At 70.0% G+C, this 21,522-nt stretch carries 20 protein-coding genes; 16 read left to right on the top strand and 4 right to left on the bottom strand.

Annotated elements, in window-relative coordinates:
* Window positions 1–89: 89 nt before the first annotated feature.
* Window positions 90–779, bottom strand: coding sequence for an ArsR/SmtB family transcription factor (locus HMPREF9062_RS09380; protein WP_009749882.1), 690 nt, complete (start codon window positions 777–779; stop codon window positions 90–92).
* Between the two features lie 125 nt (window positions 780–904).
* On the opposite strand from HMPREF9062_RS09380, the gene HMPREF9062_RS09375 reads away from it, so the two are divergent.
* The 4 genes from HMPREF9062_RS09375 to HMPREF9062_RS13260 all read left to right on the top strand — a co-directional run bounded on the left by HMPREF9062_RS09375 (window position 905) and on the right by HMPREF9062_RS13260 (window position 5,137).
* Window positions 905–2,287, top strand: a complete 1,383-nt coding sequence (locus HMPREF9062_RS09375) for an MFS transporter (protein WP_009749881.1) — start codon at window positions 905–907, stop codon at window positions 2,285–2,287.
* Between the two features lie 65 nt (window positions 2,288–2,352).
* Entirely contained in the window at window positions 2,353–3,003 is a 651-nt protein-coding gene (locus tag HMPREF9062_RS09370) for a TetR/AcrR family transcriptional regulator (protein ID WP_009749880.1), read from the top strand.
* Window positions 3,000–4,004: a type I glyceraldehyde-3-phosphate dehydrogenase gene (gap, locus tag HMPREF9062_RS09365; protein ID WP_009749879.1), complete on the top strand. Its 1,005-nt coding sequence runs from the start codon at window positions 3,000–3,002 to the stop codon at window positions 4,002–4,004. Before HMPREF9062_RS09370 ends, gap begins: the two co-directional genes overlap by 4 nt.
* Before the next feature lie 842 nt (window positions 4,005–4,846).
* A complete protein-coding gene (locus tag HMPREF9062_RS13260) occupies window positions 4,847–5,137 on the top strand; it encodes a helix-turn-helix domain-containing protein (protein WP_216584416.1) in 291 nt (96 codons plus the stop codon).
* Here HMPREF9062_RS13260 and HMPREF9062_RS09355 read toward each other — a convergent pair.
* The gene (locus tag HMPREF9062_RS09355) at window positions 5,080–6,117 is read right to left on the bottom strand and encodes an FAD:protein FMN transferase (RefSeq protein WP_156790015.1); all 1,038 of its coding nucleotides are present in this window, start codon (window positions 6,115–6,117) and stop codon (window positions 5,080–5,082) included. The two genes, HMPREF9062_RS13260 and HMPREF9062_RS09355, sit on opposite strands and share 58 nt — an antisense overlap.
* Window positions 6,118–6,243: 126 nt before the next feature.
* Between HMPREF9062_RS09355 and HMPREF9062_RS09350 the strand changes: the two genes are divergently transcribed.
* From HMPREF9062_RS09350 to brnQ, 12 genes are all read left to right on the top strand, one after another.
* The gene (locus tag HMPREF9062_RS09350; protein ID WP_009749875.1) at window positions 6,244–8,193 is read left to right on the top strand and encodes an FTR1 family iron permease; all 1,950 of its coding nucleotides are present in this window, start codon (window positions 6,244–6,246) and stop codon (window positions 8,191–8,193) included.
* A gap of 118 nt (window positions 8,194–8,311) precedes the next feature.
* Window positions 8,312–8,959 (top strand): iron transporter, encoded by a 648-nt coding sequence (locus HMPREF9062_RS09345; protein ID WP_009749874.1) that lies wholly within the window; start codon window positions 8,312–8,314, stop codon window positions 8,957–8,959.
* A gap of 168 nt (window positions 8,960–9,127) precedes the next feature.
* Entirely contained in the window at window positions 9,128–10,396 is a 1,269-nt protein-coding gene (locus HMPREF9062_RS09340) for a DUF2318 domain-containing protein (protein WP_009749873.1), read from the top strand.
* A gap of 46 nt (window positions 10,397–10,442) precedes the next feature.
* A complete protein-coding gene (locus tag HMPREF9062_RS09335; RefSeq protein ID WP_009749872.1) occupies window positions 10,443–11,732 on the top strand; it encodes an ABC transporter permease in 1,290 nt (429 codons plus the stop codon).
* A gap of 5 nt (window positions 11,733–11,737) precedes the next feature.
* Entirely contained in the window at window positions 11,738–13,042 is a 1,305-nt protein-coding gene (locus HMPREF9062_RS09330) for an ABC transporter permease (RefSeq protein ID WP_009749871.1), read from the top strand.
* A gap of 1 nt (window position 13,043) precedes the next feature.
* Window positions 13,044–13,808, top strand: coding sequence for an ABC transporter ATP-binding protein (locus HMPREF9062_RS09325; protein WP_009749870.1), 765 nt, complete (start codon window positions 13,044–13,046; stop codon window positions 13,806–13,808).
* On the top strand, window positions 13,805–14,362 hold the full coding sequence (locus HMPREF9062_RS09320) for an FMN-binding protein (protein WP_009749869.1): 558 nt from the start codon (window positions 13,805–13,807) through the stop codon (window positions 14,360–14,362). The genes HMPREF9062_RS09325 and HMPREF9062_RS09320 overlap by 4 nt, the downstream gene beginning before the upstream one ends.
* Window positions 14,363–14,468: 106 nt before the next feature.
* Window positions 14,469–14,948, top strand: a complete 480-nt coding sequence (locus HMPREF9062_RS09315; RefSeq protein ID WP_034254116.1) for a YbjN domain-containing protein — start codon at window positions 14,469–14,471, stop codon at window positions 14,946–14,948.
* A complete protein-coding gene (locus HMPREF9062_RS09310) occupies window positions 14,945–15,625 on the top strand; it encodes a YbjN domain-containing protein (RefSeq protein WP_009749867.1) in 681 nt (226 codons plus the stop codon). Before HMPREF9062_RS09315 ends, HMPREF9062_RS09310 begins: the two co-directional genes overlap by 4 nt.
* A 44-nt stretch (window positions 15,626–15,669) precedes the next feature.
* Window positions 15,670–16,671, top strand: a complete 1,002-nt coding sequence (gene miaA / locus HMPREF9062_RS09305; protein WP_009749866.1) for a tRNA (adenosine(37)-N6)-dimethylallyltransferase MiaA — start codon at window positions 15,670–15,672, stop codon at window positions 16,669–16,671.
* A gap of 10 nt (window positions 16,672–16,681) precedes the next feature.
* Window positions 16,682–17,668, top strand: a complete 987-nt coding sequence (gene dapF / locus HMPREF9062_RS09300; RefSeq protein WP_009749865.1) for a diaminopimelate epimerase — start codon at window positions 16,682–16,684, stop codon at window positions 17,666–17,668.
* Window positions 17,669–17,703: 35 nt separating this feature from the next.
* Window positions 17,704–19,119 carry a branched-chain amino acid transport system II carrier protein gene (brnQ, locus tag HMPREF9062_RS09295; RefSeq protein WP_009749864.1) on the top strand — a complete coding sequence of 472 codons (1,416 nt, stop codon included), beginning with the start codon at window positions 17,704–17,706 and terminating at the stop codon, window positions 19,117–19,119.
* Here the strand turns inward: brnQ and HMPREF9062_RS09290 are convergent.
* Together HMPREF9062_RS09290 and HMPREF9062_RS09280 are read right to left on the bottom strand one after the other, a co-directional pair.
* Window positions 19,088–20,242: an amidase family protein gene (locus HMPREF9062_RS09290; RefSeq protein WP_156790014.1), complete on the bottom strand. Its 1,155-nt coding sequence runs from the start codon at window positions 20,240–20,242 to the stop codon at window positions 19,088–19,090. The two genes, brnQ and HMPREF9062_RS09290, sit on opposite strands and share 32 nt — an antisense overlap.
* Before the next feature lie 591 nt (window positions 20,243–20,833).
* Window positions 20,834–21,442, bottom strand: a complete 609-nt coding sequence (locus tag HMPREF9062_RS09280; protein WP_009749861.1) for a class I SAM-dependent methyltransferase — start codon at window positions 21,440–21,442, stop codon at window positions 20,834–20,836.
* Between the last annotated feature and the right edge of the window lie 80 nt (window positions 21,443–21,522).

The following is a 21,522-nucleotide window of genomic DNA, read 5'->3' as shown; positions in this document are numbered from 1 at the left end:
ATCTCGGTGCCGCGAGCCCCGAGGCGCGGACCGGCGAGACCGCGTCCTGCGCCATCTGCGCGAGCAGATCCGTGCGCTCGGCCTCGTCCTCACTCGCCCATGACCAGACCCGACCGCCAAAGGCCCGCGACGCCGCGCTCGGTCAACCGCACCGCCCTGCTCCCCGAACGGGTCTCGACCCATCCCAGGTCCATGAGCGAATGGCACACGGCGGTCCCGAGAGGACCACCGAGGTGGAAGCGGCGCTCAGTCGAATCCAGACAGGATGTCGCCGGCAGGCGCCCGGGTTCCGGGATCCCCCACTGCTGCAGGATGCGCGCACCAGTCGTGGTCGCCCTCCAGGTCCGGTCGATCATGCCTCTGCTCCTGAGCCCCTCGGCGAGGTCCACGCCCAGCCCGCCCGCGAGGTGCTTGTAGCAGGTCCGCCCGGCGAGGAGGTCGCGATTCGTCGTCCACGCGCGCGCACTCGGCGGGGTGGGGAAGGTGCGCTCGTCGAGCGCCGCCAACCGCTCGAGCAGGCCGGCCACCTCCTCGCCCGCGAGCATAACGTAGCGGTGCCGCCCCTGGCGGATCTCGCTGGCCAGCCCGCGGGCGACGAGCACGCTGACGTGCTCGCTGGCCGTCGACCGGGCGACGCCCGCGTAGCGTCCCAACTCGCCCGGCGTCCATGCACGCCCGTCCATGAGGGCCGCGCACATGGCGGCGCGCGTGGGGTCGGCCATCGCCGCGGCCGCACGGGAGACGTCGGGCAGGGCCTCGGGAAGCACGCGCTGATTCATGCCCCCAGTGTGCTCGCCCGACTGTTCGATGCCGACCGAACACCCGCCGCGTGAGGCTGAACCCGCCATCGGCGCGCGAGTCCGAGACCGCGGGCCGTCGCCACTCACACCGAAACGAGGCCCTCATGCCAGTGCTCCACCGGCGGACCGCTCTCATCGCGGCCCTGCTCGGCTTCTTCATCGTCATGCTCGACACCACTATCGTCAACGTCGCCCTGCCCTCCATGGGGGCGGACCTGGGCGCCGGCGTCGCCTCGCTCCAATGGGTCGTCGACGCCTACGCCCTCGTCCTGGCGGCCTTCCAGCTCGGCGCGGGCTCCGTCTGCGATCGTCTGGGTGCCAGGACGGTCTATCTCACCGGTCTCGCGGTCTTCGGCGCTCTGTCCGCTATCTGCGCCCTGTCCCCGAACTCCACCGCTCTCATTGTCGCCAGAGCGGCGCAGGGTCTCGGCGCCGCGGCCGTCATTCCGGGCTCATTGGCCCTGCTGTCGGAGCTCTTCGACGACGATGCGGACCGTGCCCGGGCGATCGGCCTATGGGGAGGAGCGGGCGGTATCGCCTCGGCTGTTGGACCGGTCGCCGGGGGCGGCCTCGTCTCTCTCATCGGGTGGCGAATCGTCTTCTGGGTCAACGTGCCCGTCATCGCCCTGGCTGTCCGGCTCACCACGACCGCGGTGCCGGCGGGGCGCTCGGGTGCGCGATCGCGCGGTGCCGATGTCCCCGGTCAGATCCTGTCCGCAGCGGCTCTGGGATGCCTGACCTGCGGCGTCATCGCATGGGGGGAGCACGGGCCCTCTCCGCTGGCAGTCGTAGTTCTCGTGGCTGGCTGCGCCGCCGGGGCGGTGCTCGTCGCGGTCGAGCACCGCAGGCGCGAGCCGATGCTTCCCCCAGGACTCTTCGCCTCGGCCGGGTTCTGCGTTCCCGCTTTCGTGGGCCTGTGCCTCAACGTGAGTTTCTTCGGCCAGCTCTTCGCCCTGTCGCTGTTCTTCCAGCGGTACCTGGGCTACAGCCCCTGGGCAGCGGGCCTGGCCCTGACCCCGCAGGCGTGCAGCGCAATCGTCGCCGCTCCGCTGGGCGGGCGCGCCGCAGCACGGCTCGGACCTCTGCCCACGATGCTCGCGGGACTACTCGTGGGCGCCGCGGGGTTCGCCGGCCTCACTCTGGTCGGAGCGGGGACGCCGTTCGTGCTGATCGGTCTGACCAGCTTCGCCGGCGGGTTCGGGATGGCCCTGGCCATGCCTGCGGCGACCTCGGCCGCCGTGGCCTCGGCCCCCGGGACATACCGGGGCCTGGCCGGGGGCGTCGTCAACGCCGCCCGCCAGGTCGGCAGCGTCGTTGGTGTTGCGGCGCTCGGCGCGATGGTGGCCGGGAGGATGTTCCCGCGCGGATTCCTGCCGGGCTTCCGGGCCGCGACGGGCGCCGCTGCGGCCGTCTTCCTTCTGGCCGCGCTCGTCGCGGTCGTTGTCCGGCCGGGCCGGTTGCGTCGGATGCAATCGGCTCGTCAGTGAGGGAAGACACAATGAATGTGTACCTTGAAGTAGGTACACTGAGTGCCGCCGGGTAGACTCGGCGTATGAGTTCCAAGGAAAGATTGGTGGAGGCGATGGGCGAGCTGATGTGGAAGCACGGCTACAGCACCACCAGTCCGCGGGAGGTCCGCGAGCTGTCGGGCGTCGGGCAGGGGAGCATGTACCACTACTTCCCGACCAAGCGCGACTTGGGTCTTGCGGCCCTGCGTCATAACTGTCAGAAGCAGTCCGAGGTCTCCGACGCCGCGCTCGAGAGCTCCGACGATCCTCTGGAGGCGCTCACCGCTTACATCAGTCTGCCCCGCCAGGCCCTCAGGGGTTGCAGGGTGGGGCGGATGGCTCAGGACAGGGCCGTCATGGCCGACGACGAGCTCCGTGCCGTCGTCGCTCAGGCCTTCGACCGGCTGCACGAGAAGCTGGTCGTCGTCATCGGAGCGGCGATCACTGCGGGCGAGCTGCCGAGCGGTCTCGACCCCGAGCGCCTGGCCTACATGCTCGTCGCCGTCCTCCAGGGAGGGTACGTCCTGTCCATCGCCCGGCAGGATCCGACTCCCTACCAGGCCGCCGCCCAGGGGGCCCTCGAGCTGCTCGGCGCTGCCGGGGGGAGTGCGCCGACCGCGGCTCTCTCGGATCCCTCACCGGCTCCTGTGCTCGCCGGGGTCGGCCGTACCGCACCGCAAGGAGAGAAATCATGACTATTCGCATCGGTATCAACGGCTTCGGCCGCATCGGACGCACCTACCTGCGCGCCGCCCTGGCCACCGGCGCGGACGTCGAGGTCGTCGCCGTCAACGACCTCACCGACGCCGCGACTCTCGCCACCCTTCTGGAGTGGGACTCGATCAGCGGTCACCTCGACGGCGTCGCCGTTCAGGACGATGGTCTGCGGGTCTCGGATCGGACCATCGAGGTCTTCTCCGAATCGGACCCGGCCCGGATCCCCTGGGGCGAGGTCGGGGCCGATGTCGTGATCGAGTCGACCGGCTTCTTCACCACTCGGGACAAGGCCGCCCTGCACCTGAAGGGCGGAGCGAGGAAGGTCGTCGTCTCCGCGCCCGCGAAGGGGGACGTGCCCACCTTCGTCCTGGGCGTGAACGACGACCGTCTGGACGTGGACGACGCCGACGTGTTCTCCAATGGCTCGTGCACGACGAACTCGCTGGCACCGCTGGCCAAGGTCCTCAACGACGCCGTCGGGATCGAGACCGGCTTGATGACCACGGTCCACGCCTACACCGGTGACCAGCGCATCCAGGACGCGCCCCACCGGGACATGCGCCGGGCGCGAGCCGCCGCCGAGTCGATCGTCCCGACTTCCTCCGGGGCCGCCCGGGCCATCGGCCTGGTCATCCCCGAGCTCGACGGCCGTCTGACCGGTGCGGCGCTGCGGGTGCCGATCCCGGTCGGATCACTCACCGAGCTCACAGCGGTCACCACTCGCCGGACGACGGCGGAGGAGGTCGATGCCGCCTTCCGCGAGGCCGCCTCCAGCGGCCCGCTGGCCGGCTACCTGCAGTACTCCGAGGCGCCGATCGTCTCGCGCGACATCGTCGGCAACCCGCACTCCTCGATCTTCGATGCCCCCATCACCCAGGTCATGGGAGCTCAGGTCAAGGTCTTCGGCTGGTACGACAACGAATGGGGCTTCTCCAACCGTCTGGTCGAGTTCTCCCAGAAGATCGGTGAGCGCCTCTGAGCCCTCGGGCGCGTCTCCGGCACCGGCTCCGCAATCCGGGTCGGTGCCGGACGGCAGCCCGGTGGCGCTCCAGTCAGGGCTGTCCGCCGCAGATGGTGAGATCACAGTCACAAAGGCCAGCCACAACGCTTTCACCACGATGAACCGGGTCGCTTCGCGACGATCACCACCGTGGAACGGATCGTAGGAGGCTGAGCCCGTGGCCCCGAACCGTCGGTCCTCATCGTCCTGCCCGAGCGCGTGCACCTCATGGACGTCGTCGGCCCCGCCCAGGTCTTCACCAGCGCGGCCGAGGCTGGGGCTGGCTACGCGCTCTCCTACGTCGCCGAGCGTTCCGGCACCGAAACTCACCAGGGGCTGGGGCTGACAGCCCCGACCAGTTGGCCGGCACTCGGGGAGGGAGACCTCGTCATCGTCCCCGGGTGGAGGGCCCGGGCCGGGGGGCGGTTCTCGACGTCCTGTCGTCCGGTGTGCTCGACCGGCTTTGTCGGTATTGGGAACGCGGCGGTCATCTCGCCTCCGTGTGCGCCGAGCCTTCGCGCTCGCCGAGGCCGGCCTCCTGGAGGGGCGCACGGCCACTACCCGTCACGACCTGACCGAGGTGTTGGCGCGGGGTGTCGCGGTATCCGTGTGCCCGGGGACGTCCTGTTCACCTGCGAGGAGCGGGGGCGCACGTCCGCCGGTATCGCCAGCGGCACGGACCTGGCGCTCCATATCGTCATATCGTCGCTCATGACTATGGGCCGGCACTGGCAGCCGGAGTGGCCCGCCGCCTCGTCGTGCCCGTCTCAAGGCCCGGGTCGGCCTCGCAGCGGTCGGTCGTGCTCGCCCACCGCAGCCACATGGATGAACTCGTCCACTGCGCTCAGGACATTCTCGACGACCCCGACCGGCTGCCCTGGACATTGGATGCGCTCGCTCGCGACCTCGGGGCGAGCAGAAGAACCCTGCCCCGGCGCTTCGCCGCGGCGGCGGGACTGAGCCCTCAGGCCTACGCCCGAGCCGTACGCCGGGAACGAGCCGAACGACTCCACTCCCAGGAGGCTTCCTGGGAGGAGGCCGCCCGGGCCGTCGGCTACGCCGACGCCAGATCCCCGCGCGCTCGTTGGGTCCCGTCCGCCTCGTCCGTTTGATCGGTTCGGGCGGTGAAGATCTCGCCGGGGATGTCCGCGAAGCCCCGCGAGAGCGCGACGGAGCCGTCGGTCCTCATAAGGACGAAGTCGTAGCGGAAACCCGCCCGGGCCAGCTCCTGCGGAGAGGTGAGGAACAGGGCGGTAGCCAGAGCGTCGGCCTCGGCGCAGGTCGCGGCCATGGCCCAGGAGGCGAGTGCGCCGCGGACCGGCAGGCCGCTCCGGGCGTCCAGAAGGTGGTGCAGTCCATCACCCCAGGACCGGCGGTTGACGGCGGAGGCGCACACCGCCGCGTCGGCGAGGGAAACCACCCCGATCACCCGGCCCGTCCGGCGCGGGTCCTCCAGACCGATGCGCACCGGCTCGGGGGAGGAGACCCGCAGGTCGCCCGAACCGTCGATGACGAAGGCGCCGACGTCGGCGGCGCGCAGCTCGTGGAAGAGAATATCGACGAGGAAGCCCTTGCCGACCGCGCCGACGTCGATCAGGGTTGGTCGGGCCAGGTGCAGGCGGTCGCCGTCGTGGCGGGCGTCCCGCGCCCAGGTGGCGCGTCCATGAGCCGCGCCCAGGCGGGAGGCGGCGCCGCGGCGGACGGTGAAGGAGTAATCGGGGTCGTAGCCGAGCTCGATCAGGTCGGCGCCCACCAGCGGGTCGACCCGGCCCCCCGTGGCGCGGTGGACCCGGTCGTACAGGTCGAGCAGCACGGCGGAGCCGGGTGGGAGATCGAGTGTCAGAGCTCCGGCGCCCAGGCGTCCATCGGCGGCCCGGCGGATCAGGGAATCAGGGCGGAACCGGGACCACACATCCTCGAAGTCGGCCACGAGCGCGGTCAGGTGAGTGCGCAGAGCACTCGACAGCGGGGATGCGGTGAGGAGCTGCCACCGCGTCCCGGTCGCTCTAAAGCACCACCGCCGGCTCAGCGGGCCGGGGTCGTGACCGGGATACGGCTCGGGCGGGGCCGCGCTCGCAGGTGGACATGACACGACGTGCGTCTCCTGACGGTGATGATTTGTCTTCGGCTACCAGGGAAGCCTAATCTCATACTGTTATATCGGCGTCATCAATTGAGGCTCCCGGTACCCGTCAGTGTCGCGTGAAAGACCGCATCGATGTCCTACATCCCCTCCGCCCTCCCCCCGGCCTCGAACGAACACGTGCGCCGCCGTGGGACACCGCTCGTCCTGGTCGCGGTGTTCCTGGTCACGCTCGCCTCACTGACGCTGGTTCACTCCGGCGGCGCACGTGCCGAGGAGTCGGGATCGGCCACTGCGAGTGCCGACTCCTCCCAGGCGGGCACCGCCACCGACTACGACACCTGGAGCGCCGTCGCCGTCGCTGTGTCGGCCGACCTCGACGGGGCGCTGGAGCAGTACCGGTCGGGCAACACCGCCGGCGCCGCCGCCACCTTCCAGAAGGCCTACTCGACCGATTACGTGGCCTCGAACCTGGGGCGCGTCGTTCAGGACAACCTCGGTCAGGATACGTCAACCTCGCAGCAGCAGTCCTTCGCGGATTTGCGCACCCGGGCCTACAAGGTCGGCGACGACGCGCTCGCCGCCGACGCCGCCTCTCTGAAGTCCTCCGTGGCCGACTCCGCCGCCAGCCTCGATGCCACGAGCTCCCTGGCTTCACCGCGGGACTACGCGGCAGCCCAGGCGGACGCCGTCGCCACTCAGCGCGCTGAGATCCAGGCCAACAGTCAGGAGGTCAACGAGGGGCGCCAGGGCCGCACCTGGACCGAGGTCGCCGACGAGATGACGCCGCTGATCGACCAGGGCGTCGACAAGGCCGGCAACGGCGACGGCCAGGGCGGCGCGGAACTGGTCAACAAGGCCTACTACGGGTACTACGAGAAGCTCGGCTTCGAGAAGACCGTCATGTCGGCGATCTCCGGCGATCGCGTCTCCCAGGTGGAGAATCAGTTCAAGGTCGTCCGCCAGGCCATGCTCGAGGGAGCGGACTCCTCCACGGTGACCTCTAACGCCCAGCAGCTCAAGGACATGCTGACCCAGGACGCGGCCACTCTCGACAGCGGCGCCGCGGCGGGCGTCAACCCGGTCAAGGCCTTCTTCACCGGCTCCTTCGGTCAGGCGTTCATCATCCTGCTGCGCGAGGGACTCGAGGCGATCCTCGTCGTGGCCGCCGTCATCGCCTACCTGGTCAGAGCGGGCATGAAGGATCGCGTCAAGTTCATCTACGCGGGCATTCTCCTGGGACTGATCGGATCGGGCGTCGTCGCCGTCCTCTTCGCCCTCCTGTACAACTCCGCCGATGCCCACCAGGAGGTCCTCGAGGGCGTCGTCGCGCTCATCGCCATGGCGATGCTGCTGTTCACGAGCAACTGGATGCTCTCCAAGTCCTCCGTCTCCTCCTGGAACGCCTACATCAAGGACAGGACCGAGGCCTCGATCTCCTCCGGCGGCTTCTGGGCGCTGGCCTCCCTGTCCTTCCTCGCGGTCTTCCGCGAAGGAGCCGAGACGGTCATGTTCTACGAGGCCCTGTTCACCATGGATCCCTCCGGGTCCGCCAGCATCTGGCAGGGTTTCGCCGCCGGTGCGGTCTGCCTGGTCGTGATCTTCCTGATCATCCGCTTCACCAGCGTGAAGATCCCGCTGCGTCCCTTCTTCGCGATCACCAGCTTCATCATGGCGGTTCTCGTCATCATCTTCGCCGGCGGCGGTGTTCACGCCCTCGTCGAGGGTGACGTTGTGCCCGCCTCCTACCTGCCCGGCTGGCCCACCTACGACTACCTCGGCCTTTACCCCTACAAGCAGACTCTCGTGGCCCAGGCGGTCATGGCGGCCGTCGTCGTCGTCCTGTTCGTCGTCTCCACGGTGCGTCGGCGCCGTGAGGAGCGGGTTGAGGCGGTCGAGGCGGCGGCCGCGGAGGACACCGGCCCGGCCGCATCGACCGGCTCGGCGGACGGGGCGGGCGAGCCGGCCCCCTCCGCTTGCGCCGATGAGGAGGATCCGGTCGGTCATGACCCGGTTCGCCGAGATTTCGGTGATGCTCCCGCGCCGACCGGGGGCGGCGCCGGCCCGGAAGTCGAGGAGAGCTGAGCGTCCTGCCCCTCCCACCCCACGACTCCCAGAACTTCCCGGCCCGCTCCCAGGGGCCCGCCGGGAGACCGACGCCCGCCGCCCGGCGGCGCGTCCCCAACGCAAGCAAGGAAACCTCATGCGTACCAATCCCAAGCTCATCAGCGCCATTGGCGCGCTCGTCCTCGCCGGAAGCCTCGGCCTGACCGCCTGCGGCGGCTCCAACAGCACCTCCACCGCCGCATCCGGTGACTCCGCCTCCCAGGGTGCGCAGGAGGGGCAGGACTCCGGCGCCGGCTTTGAGGAGTACCCCGTCGGAGACGAGGGCGACAAGCAGATCGAGGACCAGGTCAACATCTCCGTCGTCTACTTCCAGCCCGTCGACATGAAGCCCTCCGGCATGGCGCTGAGCGCCTCTGAGGCGAACTTCCACCTGGAGGCGGATGCCTCCGGTCTGGAGGGCAACACGCTCGGCTACGGCGTCGGCGACTTCGTCCCCGGCCTGACCATCGACTACGAGATCACCGACAAGACGAGTGGCGCGGTCGCCAATAACGGGCAGGCCAAGGGTACTTTCATGCAGATGAACGCCTCCGACGGTCCGCATTACGGAGCCAACATCGCCCTGCCCGACGCGGGCCAGTACGTCCTGACCCTGACGGTGCACAGTCCGGCGGAGAACGGCTGGGTTCTGCATTCCGATCCCGAGACCGGGGTCAAGGGCGACTTCTGGACCGAGCCGGCCAAGCTCTCCTGGGACTGGGACTACACACCGCACGAGTGGTGAGTCCCCCCGCCCGGGGCCGGGACCACGGGCGCGCCGGGGAACGGTTCCCGCGGACCGTCCTCGGCAGGCCGGCGGCTCGTCCGCCGGGGCCTGCACGCACTGCCCGTCGCCGAGCACGGACGGAGCCGACCGACCACGAACGCACCGACTTGAAGGGACCGATCAGACATGCTGGCACGCTTCGTCTCCGTCGTGGGCGGGATGACACTGCCTTTCCTGCTCTACGCCGCCCTGGCCGTCGTGCTCAGCCACCCGCAGCCCGAGGGGTGGCCCCGTGCGAGCCGCTGGCGCCTGGGCACCTCCGCTCTGGGGCTGTCCGCGGGGGCGATCTTCGCAGCGCTGCGCGCCACCGCCGTCATCACCTCCCGCACCGCCGTCAACATCCCCACGCTCGAGGCCTGCACGGTCGTCGATCTCGCCCTGCTCGCCGTGCTGATCGTGGTGGTGATCCGCCCCTCCTGGGGGTGGGAGGGACGTTTCGCCCCGGTCGCCAACACGATCGCCTGTCTCACCCTCGCGCTGGCCTTCTTCGACGCCGTGCCGGAGATGATCCTCCAGCTCGCAGCCTTCATCGAACCGGGTGAGGCGACCTTCTCCTCCACGATGCTCCTGCGCGTCCTCGGCTTCCTCGGCGCCTGGGCGGCCGTGGCCGTCTTCGCCTTCCTGTACTACCGGGCCTGCCGGCGCTCGCCCGTCCGCCTGACCCGCGTCATCGTCGCCGTCTTCGCACTGCTGCTCGTGCTGGCGCACGCGACTGCGCTGGCCACCGTCCTGCACGGTGCCCGCCGCATCCACCTTCACGGGCAGGCGTTCCGCATGATGGTGTGGCTGACCAACAACGCCGAGAGCACCGTCCTGCTGCTGACCGCCGGACTCTTTCTCATTCCCATGGCCGTCGCCGTCGCCGCCACGCTGCGTCGCGTGCCCGACCAGCCCAACCCCGCTCGTCGGCGCCACGAGATCGCCGAGCGCCGGCGCTCCCGCCGCTGGGCGCTGGGAGCCGCCGCCGGTTTCGCCGCTCTCGTAGCCACCCGGACCCTCGCGGTCGCCAAGGTCAACGAGGTGCCGACGCTTTCCGACCCCGAGCACTACGACATCGAGGGCGGCAACGCCGTCATTGCCCTGGATGCCATCGCCGACGGCCACCTGCACCGCTTCGCCTACGACACCGGCGGCACGCAGGTCCGCTTCATCGCGATCCGGAAGAACGGAGGCGCCTACGGGGTGGGTCTGGACGCCTGCGAGAACTGCGGCCCCGCTGGCTACTACGAGAAGAACGGCAAGATCATATGCAAGCGCTGCGACGTCGCCATCAACTCAGCCACCATCGGGTTCAAGGGCGGGTGCAACCCGATTCCGATTGACTTCACGGTCGACGCAGGGAGCCTCCTGGTGCCCACCTCGGTCCTGGACGACTCCGCGAAGGTCTTCTCATGAACGCCTGCACGACCCGCTGCGCAGCTTGCCTCTGGAAGGAGCACTGATGTTCTTCGCCAGACTCGTCTCCCGCTCCTTCACCCGCCAGCCCCGCCGCCGCGGTCTGATCGCCCTGACGGTCGCCCTGTCCACCGCGATCTCGGTGGCGATGCTCGGCGTGGTCCTCGACGTGGGCGACAAGCTCAACGCCGAGCTGACCACCTACGGCTCTAATATCATCGTCCAGCCCAAGGCCGACGCCGTCGTCTCCGACCTGTACGACACCGGCGACGAGCCCGACCCGACCTCCTTCCTCGATGAAGGCGAGGTCGGCAATATCAAAACGATCTTCTGGGCCTACAACATCATCGACTTCGCCCCCTCGCTCACCGCCCACCTCGACGTGGCCTCGGGCTCGACCGACGGCGGCACGGTGCGCGTGGACGGGACCTGGTTCAACAAGGACCTGGCGCTGTCCACCGGCGATCACGTGACCGCCGGCGTGACGACTCTGCGCTCGTGGTGGACGCTCGAAGGCGCCTGGCCCGACGACGACGCCGACGAGGCCGTCGTGGGCCGCACGCTCGCCTCCCAGCTGGGCGTGAGCACGGGGGACACCATCACCCTGGGCGGGGCGAGCGGTACGAGAGAGCTCACCGTCACCGGCGTGTACACCTCCGGTGATGACGACGACAAGACGCTTTACGCACCCCTAGCCGACATCCAGGACCTGTCCGGCCACGCCGGGCAGATCGAGCAGATCGAGGTCAAGGCTCTGACCACTCCGGAGAACGAGCTGTCCCGCAAGGCCGCCGCCAACCCAAAGCTCCTGTCCCAGGCGGATTGGGAGACCTGGTACTGCACCGCCTACCCGTCCTCGATCGCCTACCAGATCGAGGAGGTCATCACCGGTTCGGTCGCCAAGCAGGTGCGCCAGGTCTCGGCCGTCGAAGGCAACGTGCTCGAGAAGACTCAGGCCCTCATGATTCTCATGACCGGCCTGTCCCTGGTGGCCGCCGCCCTCGCCGTCGCCTCGCTGTCCACCGCCTCCCTCGTCGAACGCACGGGCGAGTTCGCCCTCCTGAAAGCCATCGGCGCCTCCTCGGCCTCGGTCATCAGGATGATCCTGGGGGAGACCGCTGTGATCGGGGTGATCGGCCTGGCAGTCGGCGCCGCCATCGGCTCGGGCCTGGCGCAAGTGATCGGGAGGGTCGTCTTCGACTCCTCGATCACCATGCGCCCGATGGTCTTCGTTCTCGTCGCCCTGCTCATCGCCGTCGTCCTCCTGGCGGCGACCACCTCCTCCATGCGCTCCATTCTGCGCATCCAACCGGCCACGGCCCTGCATCGGAGGTGAGAGGCGTGAGTGGAACAAAGAAGAAGAGCCGCGCCATGACGAACCGACGCATGTTCGTCACCATGCTCCTGGGCTCCATGTTCCGGCGTCGCAGCCGGGTCCTGGCGGCCGTCCTATCCTCCGCGGTCGGCGCGGCGACGCTGTTCTGCCTCGCCGCCGTCTGCCTGGCCGTGCCCGCCCAGATGAGCGCTCAGATGCGCCAGTTCGGCGCCAATCTCATCGTCGTCCCCGCTTCCGCCGACTCCGGGACCGCGCGGATCGACCAGGCGGGCGTCGACGCCGCCACCGAGGCGATCGCCTCGGCCACCGGCACGACGGCGAGCCAGGTGAGCACCGCTTCGTACCGCTATGAGACGGTCCGGGTCAACAAGAGCCCCTACATGGTCGCCGGCATCGACGTCGACCGGGTCAGGAGCCTCAACGGGCAGTGGGAGGTCCAGGGCGACTGGCCGGCCGCGGGTGAGGTGCTCGTCGGCCTCGACGTCGCCGACGCCGCCGGCCTGACGGTCGGCTCCGGCGTGAGCGCCGAGTACCTCTCCAGCGATAACCTGCGGCTCGCCTCCGGCGAGAGGGCCGCGGCCAGCGCGACGGCCCCCGCGACGCCGAGTGCGGCCCCCACCGGCTCCGCCGCGACGGGCGGAGTAAATGGTGCGGGCGGCTCGGCCGCCGGTCAGGTCGAGTGGCGGGTCTCCGGCATCGTCGATACCGGCGGCGATGAGGATGACATCATCTACGCCAACGAGGGGGACGTCGACGCGCTCACGGGGACGGCGGACGCCGGCTACGACGTCATCGAATACTCGGTGGACACGTCCTCCGCTCCGATGTCATCCATCGTCGACGCCGCCCAGGCCTCCTCCGACGGCATCCAGGCTGAGCCGGTCTCCAAGATCACCTCCGGCGACTCGCGCATCATCACCATGCTCGACACCCTGTTCTGGGTCGTCTCACTTATCGTCCTGGCCCTCACGCTCGTCGGAGTGTCGACCACGATGACCGTCATCGTCTCCGAGCGGCGCAACGAGATCGGTCTGCGCAAGGCCCTGGGCGCCTCCGGGCGCGCCATCAGCCTCGAGTTCTACTGCGAGGCGGCCGCACTCGGCGCCATCGGCGGTGTCACGGGCACGGCGGTCGGCTACGCCCTGGCGGTGGCCGTGTCCGTCGGCGTCTTCGAGCAGCCTCTGGGCTTCCGCTGGTGGCTGGCGGTGCTGGCCATCCTGATGACGGCCCTCGTCGCCGTCATCGCCTCGTACTCTCCGGTGCGCCGCGCCTCGCGCATCGACCCCGCGCTCGTCCTGAGGGAGGAATGACATGCTGCTCCAGCTGTCCCACGTGTACAAGATCTATGGCGAGCTCCACGCGGTGGATGACCTCAGCCTCGACGTCGAGAAGGGCGAATGGCTGGCCATCGTCGGCTCCTCAGGCTCGGGCAAGACGACGCTGATGAACATCATCGGCTGCATGGACACGCCCACCAAGGGCACCGTCACCCTTGACGGGCGCGAGCTCGGGCGCCTCAACGCGTCCCAGCTCACCGACATCCGCAAGAATGTCATCGGCCTGGTCTTCCAGCAGTTCCACCTTATCGCGCATCTGACAGCCGTCGAGAATGTCATGGTGGCGCAGTACTACCATTCGATGACGGACCAGAAGGAGGCCATGGAGGCCCTGGAGAATGTGGGTCTGGGGGACCGAGCCCACCACTTGCCCTCGCAGCTGTCCGGCGGCGAGCAGCAGCGCGTGTGCATCGCCCGCGCCCTCATCAACCATCCTGAGATCATCCTGGCCGACGAACCCACCGGGAATCTCGACGAGACCAACGAGCAACTCGTCCTCGACATCTTCCATCGCCTCCACCGGCAGGGCACGACTCTCATCGTCGTCACCCACGACGCCCACGTCGCCTCCAACGCTCAGCGCGAAATCCTCCTCAATCACGGCAGACTCGTGGGGGAGAGGACCAACGAGGCGTCCGAGTCGAGGCGCGAACGCAATATGCTCGACTTCGGCGGAGACACCTCCGCCCGGCAGGGCACCGTGACGCGGGCCGATGGTGAGCGAGAGGAGCACGAGTGAGCACGCACGAGACGGCGGGCCCGGCCGCGCGTAGAGTCGCGGCCGCGGCCGGCGCCGTCCTGGCCGCAGCAGGCCTTGTCGGCTGCGGCGGCGGGAGCACGACGCCCGGTGACGACGAGTACGCCGGCAGGGCGCAGACGGCCGACCCGCCTCAGACGACCGCATCGGGCACCGCCTCGGCGTCTCCCACCGCGGCGCCGACCCCGACCAGCGGCCCGTACGCCGACGGCAGGTACACGGCCAGCGAGTCGTACGGAGTCGTCGACGATCTCGTCGAGGAGGACTCGATCGACGTGGCGCTCACGCTGGAGTCCGGATACATCACCGCCGTCGAGGTCACCGGGCACCCCTTCACCTCCAAATCCCAGGGTTACATCGACGGATTCACCCAGGAGGTCGATGGCGCTGTGGTCGGCCGCAGTGTGGAGGACGCGCACGTGACCGCGCTCGCGGGCGCCTCCAAGACCTCTGCCGCCTTCAACGCCGCTGTCGACGCCATCGCCGGGCAGGCCCGCACGGAAGGCTCGACACCCCAGGCTCCCGCCGCCGGGTGATCCAGGGTCTTCCTCAGCCCGCGTCCCTCCTCCGCTCGCGGCGAGAGTGGCCCCTACCATGGCGTCGGACTCCGCTGTCGCCGGTCGGGCCCGTTAGGCTGGCTGTATGACTCGCTCTAAGCCCATGAGCGCCGCCGACGCGCCCGCCCCTGCCGTCCCGGCGCCGGTGGATGTCGACCGCATCATGGCCTGCGTGCGTGAGTTGGGACTGCGCTTCTTCCTTGATGACGAGGGTGACATCGGCATCCCGTGGCGCTATGTCACCGTTCACACCATCTTCCAGGACACGCGGGCACTGCAGCTGCGTGGCGTGTGGCACCGCATCGCCGACACCGAGCATCTCACCGAGCTGCGTCGTCTGGTCGAGGAGTGGAATGCCACCCGCATCGGTCCCAAGGCGTACCTGACCATTGCCGACGGCGGTGTCGTCCGGCTCCACGGCGAGGTCACCTACCCTCTCGAGGCCGGCATGACCGATGCCCAGCTCGGGGATTTCGTCCTGACCGGCTGCCGCCTCATCGTGGCACTCATGCGGGAGGCCGAGGACCTCTTCCCGGACCCGCTGCGCGGCAGGCTCGAGCCATGAGCCGTCTGAGTGACCTCCTCGCCCGGCTTCTGGGCCAGCACCAGGGCCGCGTTCGAGCACCCGCCGGTGGCCCGCGCCCGACGGGACGGGCCGCCGTTCCTCGTGACGCCGTCCGTCCCAGCGGGCACGACTCCTCCCCGCTCGCCGCCGAGCTGGCGACGACGGGCGAGGCTGACTCCAGTTCCGAGGACGACGAAACGCACTCCGTCCAAAGAGAGCGCACGACGTCGAGCCCGGAGGACGAGGTGGAGGCTACCAGTGGACTCACGCTGGATCGCATGGAGGCGATGATCACCGACGTCATGGGCTACGGGGTGCAGCGTCATGCGGAATCGGGGCATCCGTGCCTGCTGGGCACCTGGGACACCTACCCCTTCGTCATCGAGATCCCCGACGGGCACGAGGGGTGGCTCCTGGTGTCGGGGGATTGGGAGGAGCCGGTCGGCGAGGGGCTGCGCGACGAGCTCGCCGCCAGCGTCAACGACTGGAATCGTGACAAGTTCTTCCCGACCGTCTCCATCATTGACTCCCCGGCCGGCCCGCTGGTGCGCGCCACCTACCTCGTCGACCTCAGCTCGGGGGTCACCGACACCCAGTTGCGCCTCCACCTGGAAACCGCCCTGTCCTCGTGCACGCAGGCACTAAGCCTCGTGCGTCCCCTCCTGCCCGAGCTGTGAAGGCGGCGGATGGAAGAGGTTTCGGGGGTTCCGAGGATGCCACGGTGAGCCCGCCGTCCGTCCGCGTGGTCATCGTCGGTCCCACGGCCACCGGCAAGTCGGAGCTGGCGCTCGACCTCGCCGACGCCCTCACCCGGAGGGAGGACGGCCCGGCGGCGGGCGTCGGCGTCGAGGTGCTCAACGCCGATGCCTTCCAGCTCTACCGCGGCATGGACATCGGCACCGCCAAGGTGCCGGCCGCCGGCCGCCGCGGCTACCCCCATCACCAGGTCGACGTCCTGGACGTGCATGAGGATGCAAGTGTCGCCGCCTACCAGCGCCATGCGCGCACCGACCTGGACGCCATCGAGGCGCGTGGCGCCCGTGCTCTCATCGTCGGCGGCTCGGGCCTGTACGTGCGCGCGGTCACCGACGCCCTCGAGTTCCCCGGCACCGACCCGGCCGTGCGTGCGGATCTTCAGGGGCGCGCGCGCCACGAGGGGACGCGCCGGCTCTGGGAGGAGTTGGAGGGGGAGGATCCCGACTCGGCCCGACGCATCGACCCGGCCGACACGCGCAGAATCGTACGGGCTCTGGAGGTCCTCGCCGTCACCGGCAGGCCCTTCTCCGCCACGCTGCCCCGCTACGAGGACGTCGCCCCGACACTCCACCTGGCACTGCGCCCCGACCGCGCCGCCCTGGAGGCGCGCATCGACGCGCGCGCCGCCGACATGTTCGCCGCCGGGCTGCGTGAGGAGGTGGAGAACCTTGTGGCGGCGGGTCTGACTCGGGGCACAACCGCCTCACGGGCCATCGGCTACGCCCAGGCCATCGACCTGCTTGCCGGGCGGATCACCCGGGAGCGGGCCGTGGAGCTCACCGCCCGGGCGACCCGCCGGCTGGCCTCGCACCAGTTCACGTGGTTCCGTCGCGACCCTCGGATCCATTGGCTCGACGTCGGCCTCGACGCGCGAGGGCGATGGCTGCCCGGCGAACGCGAACGCGTGACGCGTCAGGCAGTTCGCCTGGTCGCTCGGGCGGACGAGAGCGGCCGCGGCGTCGCCTAGGCTGAGGACCATGACTACTGCCCCCGGCCTGACCGGCCATGAGCTCATCAAGGGTCATGGCACCGAGAATGATTTCCTCATGCTCGTCGACCCCGAGCGCCGGGTGCCCGTGAGCGCCGCCGACGTCACCGCCGTGTGCGACCGGCGCGCGGGGTTCGGCGCCGACGGGCTCGTGCGGGTCGTGCGCACGGCCGCCCTGCCGGGTGCGCAGGCCTTCCATGAGGCCGTGCCCGAGGCCGAGTGGTTCATGGACTACTACAACGCCGATGGCTCCGTGGCCGAGATGTGTGGCAATGCCTCCCGCCTGTTCGCCGCCGTCCTGGACGCCGAAGGGCTGGCGGACGTCGGGGAGGGGGGATCGATCACGATCGGCACGCGCGGGGGCGCGCGCACCGTCACCCGCGTGGGGGACCTGTGGACGGTCGACATGGGGCCAGCGCGCCTGTCCCCGCCCGACGGCGCCCTGGCCGATGCCGAGGCGGAGGGCTGGGACACCGCCGTTGTCGTCCCCGGCCTGGAGGGTGAGAGGGCAGGGCTGTCCATCGTGATGCCCAACCCGCACACGGTGGTCGCCCTCGGCGGGGAGGAGGAGCTCGATGCGGCGGTTTTCACGGGCCTGACCGACTCGGGCGCACCGGTCGTTTACGAGCCCGAGCCGCCGGAGGGTACCAATCTCGAGCTCGTCGTACCGCTGGGGGAGGATGACGCGGCCGGTGAGCAGGTGGGGCGGGCGCGCGTGCGCATCCTGGAGCGCGGCGTGGGGGAGACGCGCTCATGCGGTACCGGCTGCTGCGCCGTGGCCGTGGCGCTGCACGTGTGGGCGGGCGATGGCGCGCCCGAGGAGTACCTGCTCCGGGTGCCCGGGGGGGAGATCGGAGTCCATGTAGGGGCTGATCCCTTCGCCGAGGGCGCTACCGTCCTGCTGACCGGGCCCGCCGAGATCACCGGGCGCGTAACCGTCGGCGGCCCCTCGTCTGCGGGCACCCGCCCATCCTGACCCCCTGCCAGTGCCCGGACCGAGGACGAACCCCCATGAGCCGACCAGCGCGAATCGCCCGGGCCGTCACCGGCCGCGTCGGGACGACCGTCGTCACAGGCCTCATGCTGTTCGCTCTGTTCTTCGGCGCGGGCAATCTCATTTTCCCACCGGTGCTCGGCGCCTCCGCGGGGATCGAGCTTCCCGCGGTCATGGCGGGGTTCCTCATGACCGGGGTGCTCCTGCCGCTGGTCGCGGTCATCGCCGTATCCACCTCCGGCGAAGGCATTCTCGGGCTCGCGCGTCGTGCGGGCAGGCGTTTCGGCGCGGTCGCACCCGCGGCCGTGTACCTGTCGATCGGACCGCTCTACGCGATACCGCGAGTGGTGACCGTCGCCTACGAGCTCGCGACACGCCCCGTGCTGGAGCTGGCCGGAGCGGATCCCGGTCGCTGGGCGCTGCTGGCGCACGTCGCAGGCTTCCTGGCCGTCTCTGTCCTCATCGCCCTGCGACCCAGCCGGATGGCAGACCGCATTGGGCGGTGGCTCACCCCGGCGCTGCTGGCCCTCATCACCGTGCTGTGCGTCGCGACCATGATGAGGGCGGATGTCATCGACCGCGCTGCCACGGGCCCGTACGCCGCCTCCCCCTTTAGCACTGGACTGACCCAGGGCTACCTGACTATGGACGTCCTGGCCGCGACGGTGTTCGGCATTGTCGTGATTCAGACGCTGCGCTCCCGCGGGATCGACTCGATCGGCGGGATCGTGCGCGGCACTGCGGGTGCGGGCGTCATCGCGGCCGCCTGCCTGGCCGCCGTGTACGTCGGCCTGGCGATGATCGGGGCGCGAACCGACGGCACCGCCGATGACGGCACGGCGCTGCTGCGAACGGCGGCGTCCAACGCCCTGGGATCCGCGGGCATCATTGTTTTCGCGGCGATCGTCACCCTGGCCTGCCTGACGACGAGCATCGGTCTCCTATCCGCCTGGGCCGGCTACGCCTACGCGACTCTTCCCAGAGTGAGCTTCCGGCGCCACCTCGTCATCGGGGCCGGATGCGCCTTCGTCCTGTCCAACCTGGGTCTGGCGGTCATCATCACGATCGTCTCGCCTCTGACGCTGCTGCTCTACCCCATCACCATCGCTCTCGTGGCGGCGGCCATCATTGACGTCGTTGCGCCAGGCCGCCTGCGAACCGCCTACATCTGGCCCGTGGCGGTGGCCAGCGCCCTCGGCCTCGTCTCGGCCCTGTCCAAAGCGGGCTGGAGGTCCCCGAGCGCCCTGCTGGCGCGGACCGGAGTGTGGAATGATTCGACGGGCTGGATAATGCCGACCCTGCTCGCCCTCGCCATCGGGGTCGCTGCGGACATGCTCGCGGGCCGCTGGTCGACGCCGGTGAGTGACCTGTCCGACGCCGCCGAGGACGTCGAGCGGGCCGTCACCGGCGCGCCGGCGGCTCCTCGCGAGTGAGTCCACTGCCGGGGCGGTCCACGACGTCCCCGCGCAGGTCGGCCGCCGCCGCGAGCAGGTCCGCCTCGTCACCGCCGACCGCTCCCAGATGAAGGCCAACCGGCTGGCGGCCGGCGACCGGCCAGGGCACGGTCATCGCAGCGGTCCCGGTCATGTTGAACACGGTGGCCCACGGGGTCCAGCGGGTCTGCGCGTCGAAGTCGTCCTCGGGCGCCATGGCGGCGAAGTGCCCGATCGCGGGCGGATCCTCGGACAGGACGGGGGACAGGACGACGTCGACGTCCCAGCTCGCCCTGACCAGGCCGGCCGTCTCCTCGCCGGCGGCTTCGGCGGCGGCGTGGTCGGAGAGTGACATGCGCAGGCCGTGCTCCTTGAGCCACAGCCCGAGGGACGACTCGACGGGCAGATCCCGCGTATACCAGGCGAACAGGTCACGGAAGGGGGCGAAGCGTTCCGGCGTGTAGGGAACGGGGACCGGGATCACCTCATGGGTCCTCGACAGCAGGCTGGCGGCCTCCTCGACCGCGGCGATCATGGCGTCGGCCACGGGGGTCTCGGCGTTGACCGGCGCGGTCAGGACTCCAATGCGCAGACGCCGTCGACGCGGTGAGCGGTCGAGGACGAAGGCGAGATCGTCCAGATCGGCCGCCACCAGGCCCTGGATGCCGCCGCGGCCTGCGGGTTTGAGCCCGTAGATTCCGCAGCAGGCTGCGGGCACGCGGATCGACCCGCCCCGGTCGGAGGCGTGGGCGACGCGCACGTGCCCGCCGGCGACGAGCGCGGCAGCGCCGCCCGATGACCCTCCCGGGGTGCGCCCGGGCCACAGGGGGTTGTCCACGGCGGGGAAACCGATCGGCTCGCAGTAGGTCGCGACCCCGTACTCCGAGGTCTGGGTCTTGCCGGCGATGGTGGCGCCCTGAGCGAGCAGATGCTGCGCGAAGGGGGCGGTCGTGGTGGGACGCTGGGTGAGATGGGCGTTACCTCGCGACATGGGCAGGCCAGCCACCGGCAGCAGATCCTTGACCGGGATGCGCCAGCCGTGGAGACGGCCGCGGGGAGCACCCTCGACGGCGCCCCGGTGAGCGTAAGCGTGGTGGGGATTGCAGGGATCGCCGTGTGTCACGGCGCAACAGTGTAGAGGGGCGGGGCGGTTGAAAGCACCGATGGGCCGTCCGAGATCGGCATGTGATGTGCTCGAGCTCCACCGACCGGCGGGCCGCCGGGCGCTCGGTGCCGAACTCGACTAGATCGAGATCCGCGCCCCATACCACTGGCCGTCGGCAGGTCGTGAACTTCCCCCTCAAGCACGCTTATAAAACAGCCCCGGCTTCTCGCCTCGAGCAGCGGTCCGGATGGCAGTAGGAGGATTCGATTTTCCAGCCCTTCGGCACCGGCCGGCTGGACCTGCGCTAGCAGCGCTACCGGCAGGCCGAGGAATTCACTATCACCTGCGTCAGGGGTCGATGAGGGCGGGCGCGCCCGCGAGCGAGGCGGGCGGCTACTCGGAGCGGGCTCGCATTGTCGAGGGGCTGGTCGTGCGGCGCTCCGAGTGCGATCACGTCATGGCGAGTCAGGTGAACGCGGGAGGAGTGAAGGCCCACCTGTTCGAGTCCCTCACGCCGGCGCATGGGCTCGGACTTCCCCTCACGAGCGCCGGCTGAACGTTCGACGGCCTTCAGAGTCTGGTTTTGAAGGGTGTTGTTCGAAGGTGGCATTAGCGCTTCACGCGCAGGACGCGGAACCCCTTGGACGAGGCCGTCCGGCTCACCGCCCAGCTCCGGTCGGCCAGCCAGCGGACCAGGGAGTCCGCACCTAGGTTCCTGTTGACGACCAGCCACGCCTCGCCGTCGTCGGCCAGCAGCCCCAGCCAGTCGGACAGCAGTGCGTGCAGCCCCTCCTTGCCGATGCGCACAGGCGGGTTGGACCAGATGAGGTCTATTCGCGCGCCCTCGCGCTCCAACCGTGAACGCAGCGCCGAGGACTCCTCCACGTGAACACCCGCGCGCCCGGCGGCGGCCGCGTTGCGAGCCGTCAGTTCCAGAGCGCGTTCGTTGACATCGGCGGCCAGTACGCGGGCCCGCGGGGCGGCGTCGGCCAGAGCCAGGGCGATCGGGCCCCAGCCGCACCCCAGGTCCAGGAAGGTGCCCTGCCCGGGCGGGTCGGGCACGTGATCGAGGAGCACCTGCGTGCCCTTGTCGAGGCGGTCGGCGCTGAATACGCCCGACGCCGTCGTCACCCGGTGGTCGACTCCGCGGATGACGAAGGAGTGCGTGCGCTCGTGCATGGCGGCGTCGGGGGAGGGGGTGAAGTACTGCTCGCTCACACCCTGAGGCTACCGGCGCGCGCCCGTCCACGGCCCCGGTGCCTTCTGCGGGCTCGGTCTCAGCCGGCCCTGAACTTGGG

The sequence above is a fragment of the Actinomyces sp. oral taxon 448 str. F0400 genome (assembly GCF_000220835.1).
Taxonomy (GTDB): Bacteria; Actinomycetota; Actinomycetes; order Actinomycetales; family Actinomycetaceae; genus Actinomyces.
This window is presented reverse-complemented; position numbering and strand designations above follow the sequence as displayed.

Excerpts from the sequence above, each read along its gene's own strand:
- HMPREF9062_RS09380 (WP_009749882.1), bottom strand. The coding sequence starts at position 779 with ATGAATCAGCGCGTGCTTCCCGAGGCCCTGCCCGACGTCTCCCGTGCG.
- HMPREF9062_RS09375 (WP_009749881.1), top strand. The coding sequence starts at position 905 with ATGCCAGTGCTCCACCGGCGGACCGCTCTCATCGCGGCCCTGCTCGGC.
- HMPREF9062_RS09370 (WP_009749880.1), top strand. The coding sequence starts at position 2,353 with ATGAGTTCCAAGGAAAGATTGGTGGAGGCGATGGGCGAGCTGATGTGG.
- gap (WP_009749879.1), top strand. The coding sequence starts at position 3,000 with ATGACTATTCGCATCGGTATCAACGGCTTCGGCCGCATCGGACGCACC.
- HMPREF9062_RS13260 (WP_216584416.1), top strand. The coding sequence starts at position 4,847 with ATGGATGAACTCGTCCACTGCGCTCAGGACATTCTCGACGACCCCGAC.
- HMPREF9062_RS09350 (WP_009749875.1), top strand. The coding sequence starts at position 6,244 with ATGTCCTACATCCCCTCCGCCCTCCCCCCGGCCTCGAACGAACACGTG.
- HMPREF9062_RS09345 (WP_009749874.1), top strand. The coding sequence starts at position 8,312 with ATGCGTACCAATCCCAAGCTCATCAGCGCCATTGGCGCGCTCGTCCTC.
- HMPREF9062_RS09340 (WP_009749873.1), top strand. The coding sequence starts at position 9,128 with ATGCTGGCACGCTTCGTCTCCGTCGTGGGCGGGATGACACTGCCTTTC.
- HMPREF9062_RS09335 (WP_009749872.1), top strand. The coding sequence starts at position 10,443 with ATGTTCTTCGCCAGACTCGTCTCCCGCTCCTTCACCCGCCAGCCCCGC.
- HMPREF9062_RS09325 (WP_009749870.1), top strand. The coding sequence starts at position 13,044 with ATGCTGCTCCAGCTGTCCCACGTGTACAAGATCTATGGCGAGCTCCAC.
- HMPREF9062_RS09315 (WP_034254116.1), top strand. The coding sequence starts at position 14,469 with ATGACTCGCTCTAAGCCCATGAGCGCCGCCGACGCGCCCGCCCCTGCC.
- HMPREF9062_RS09310 (WP_009749867.1), top strand. The coding sequence starts at position 14,945 with ATGAGCCGTCTGAGTGACCTCCTCGCCCGGCTTCTGGGCCAGCACCAG.
- dapF (WP_009749865.1), top strand. The coding sequence starts at position 16,682 with ATGACTACTGCCCCCGGCCTGACCGGCCATGAGCTCATCAAGGGTCAT.
- brnQ (WP_009749864.1), top strand. The coding sequence starts at position 17,704 with ATGAGCCGACCAGCGCGAATCGCCCGGGCCGTCACCGGCCGCGTCGGG.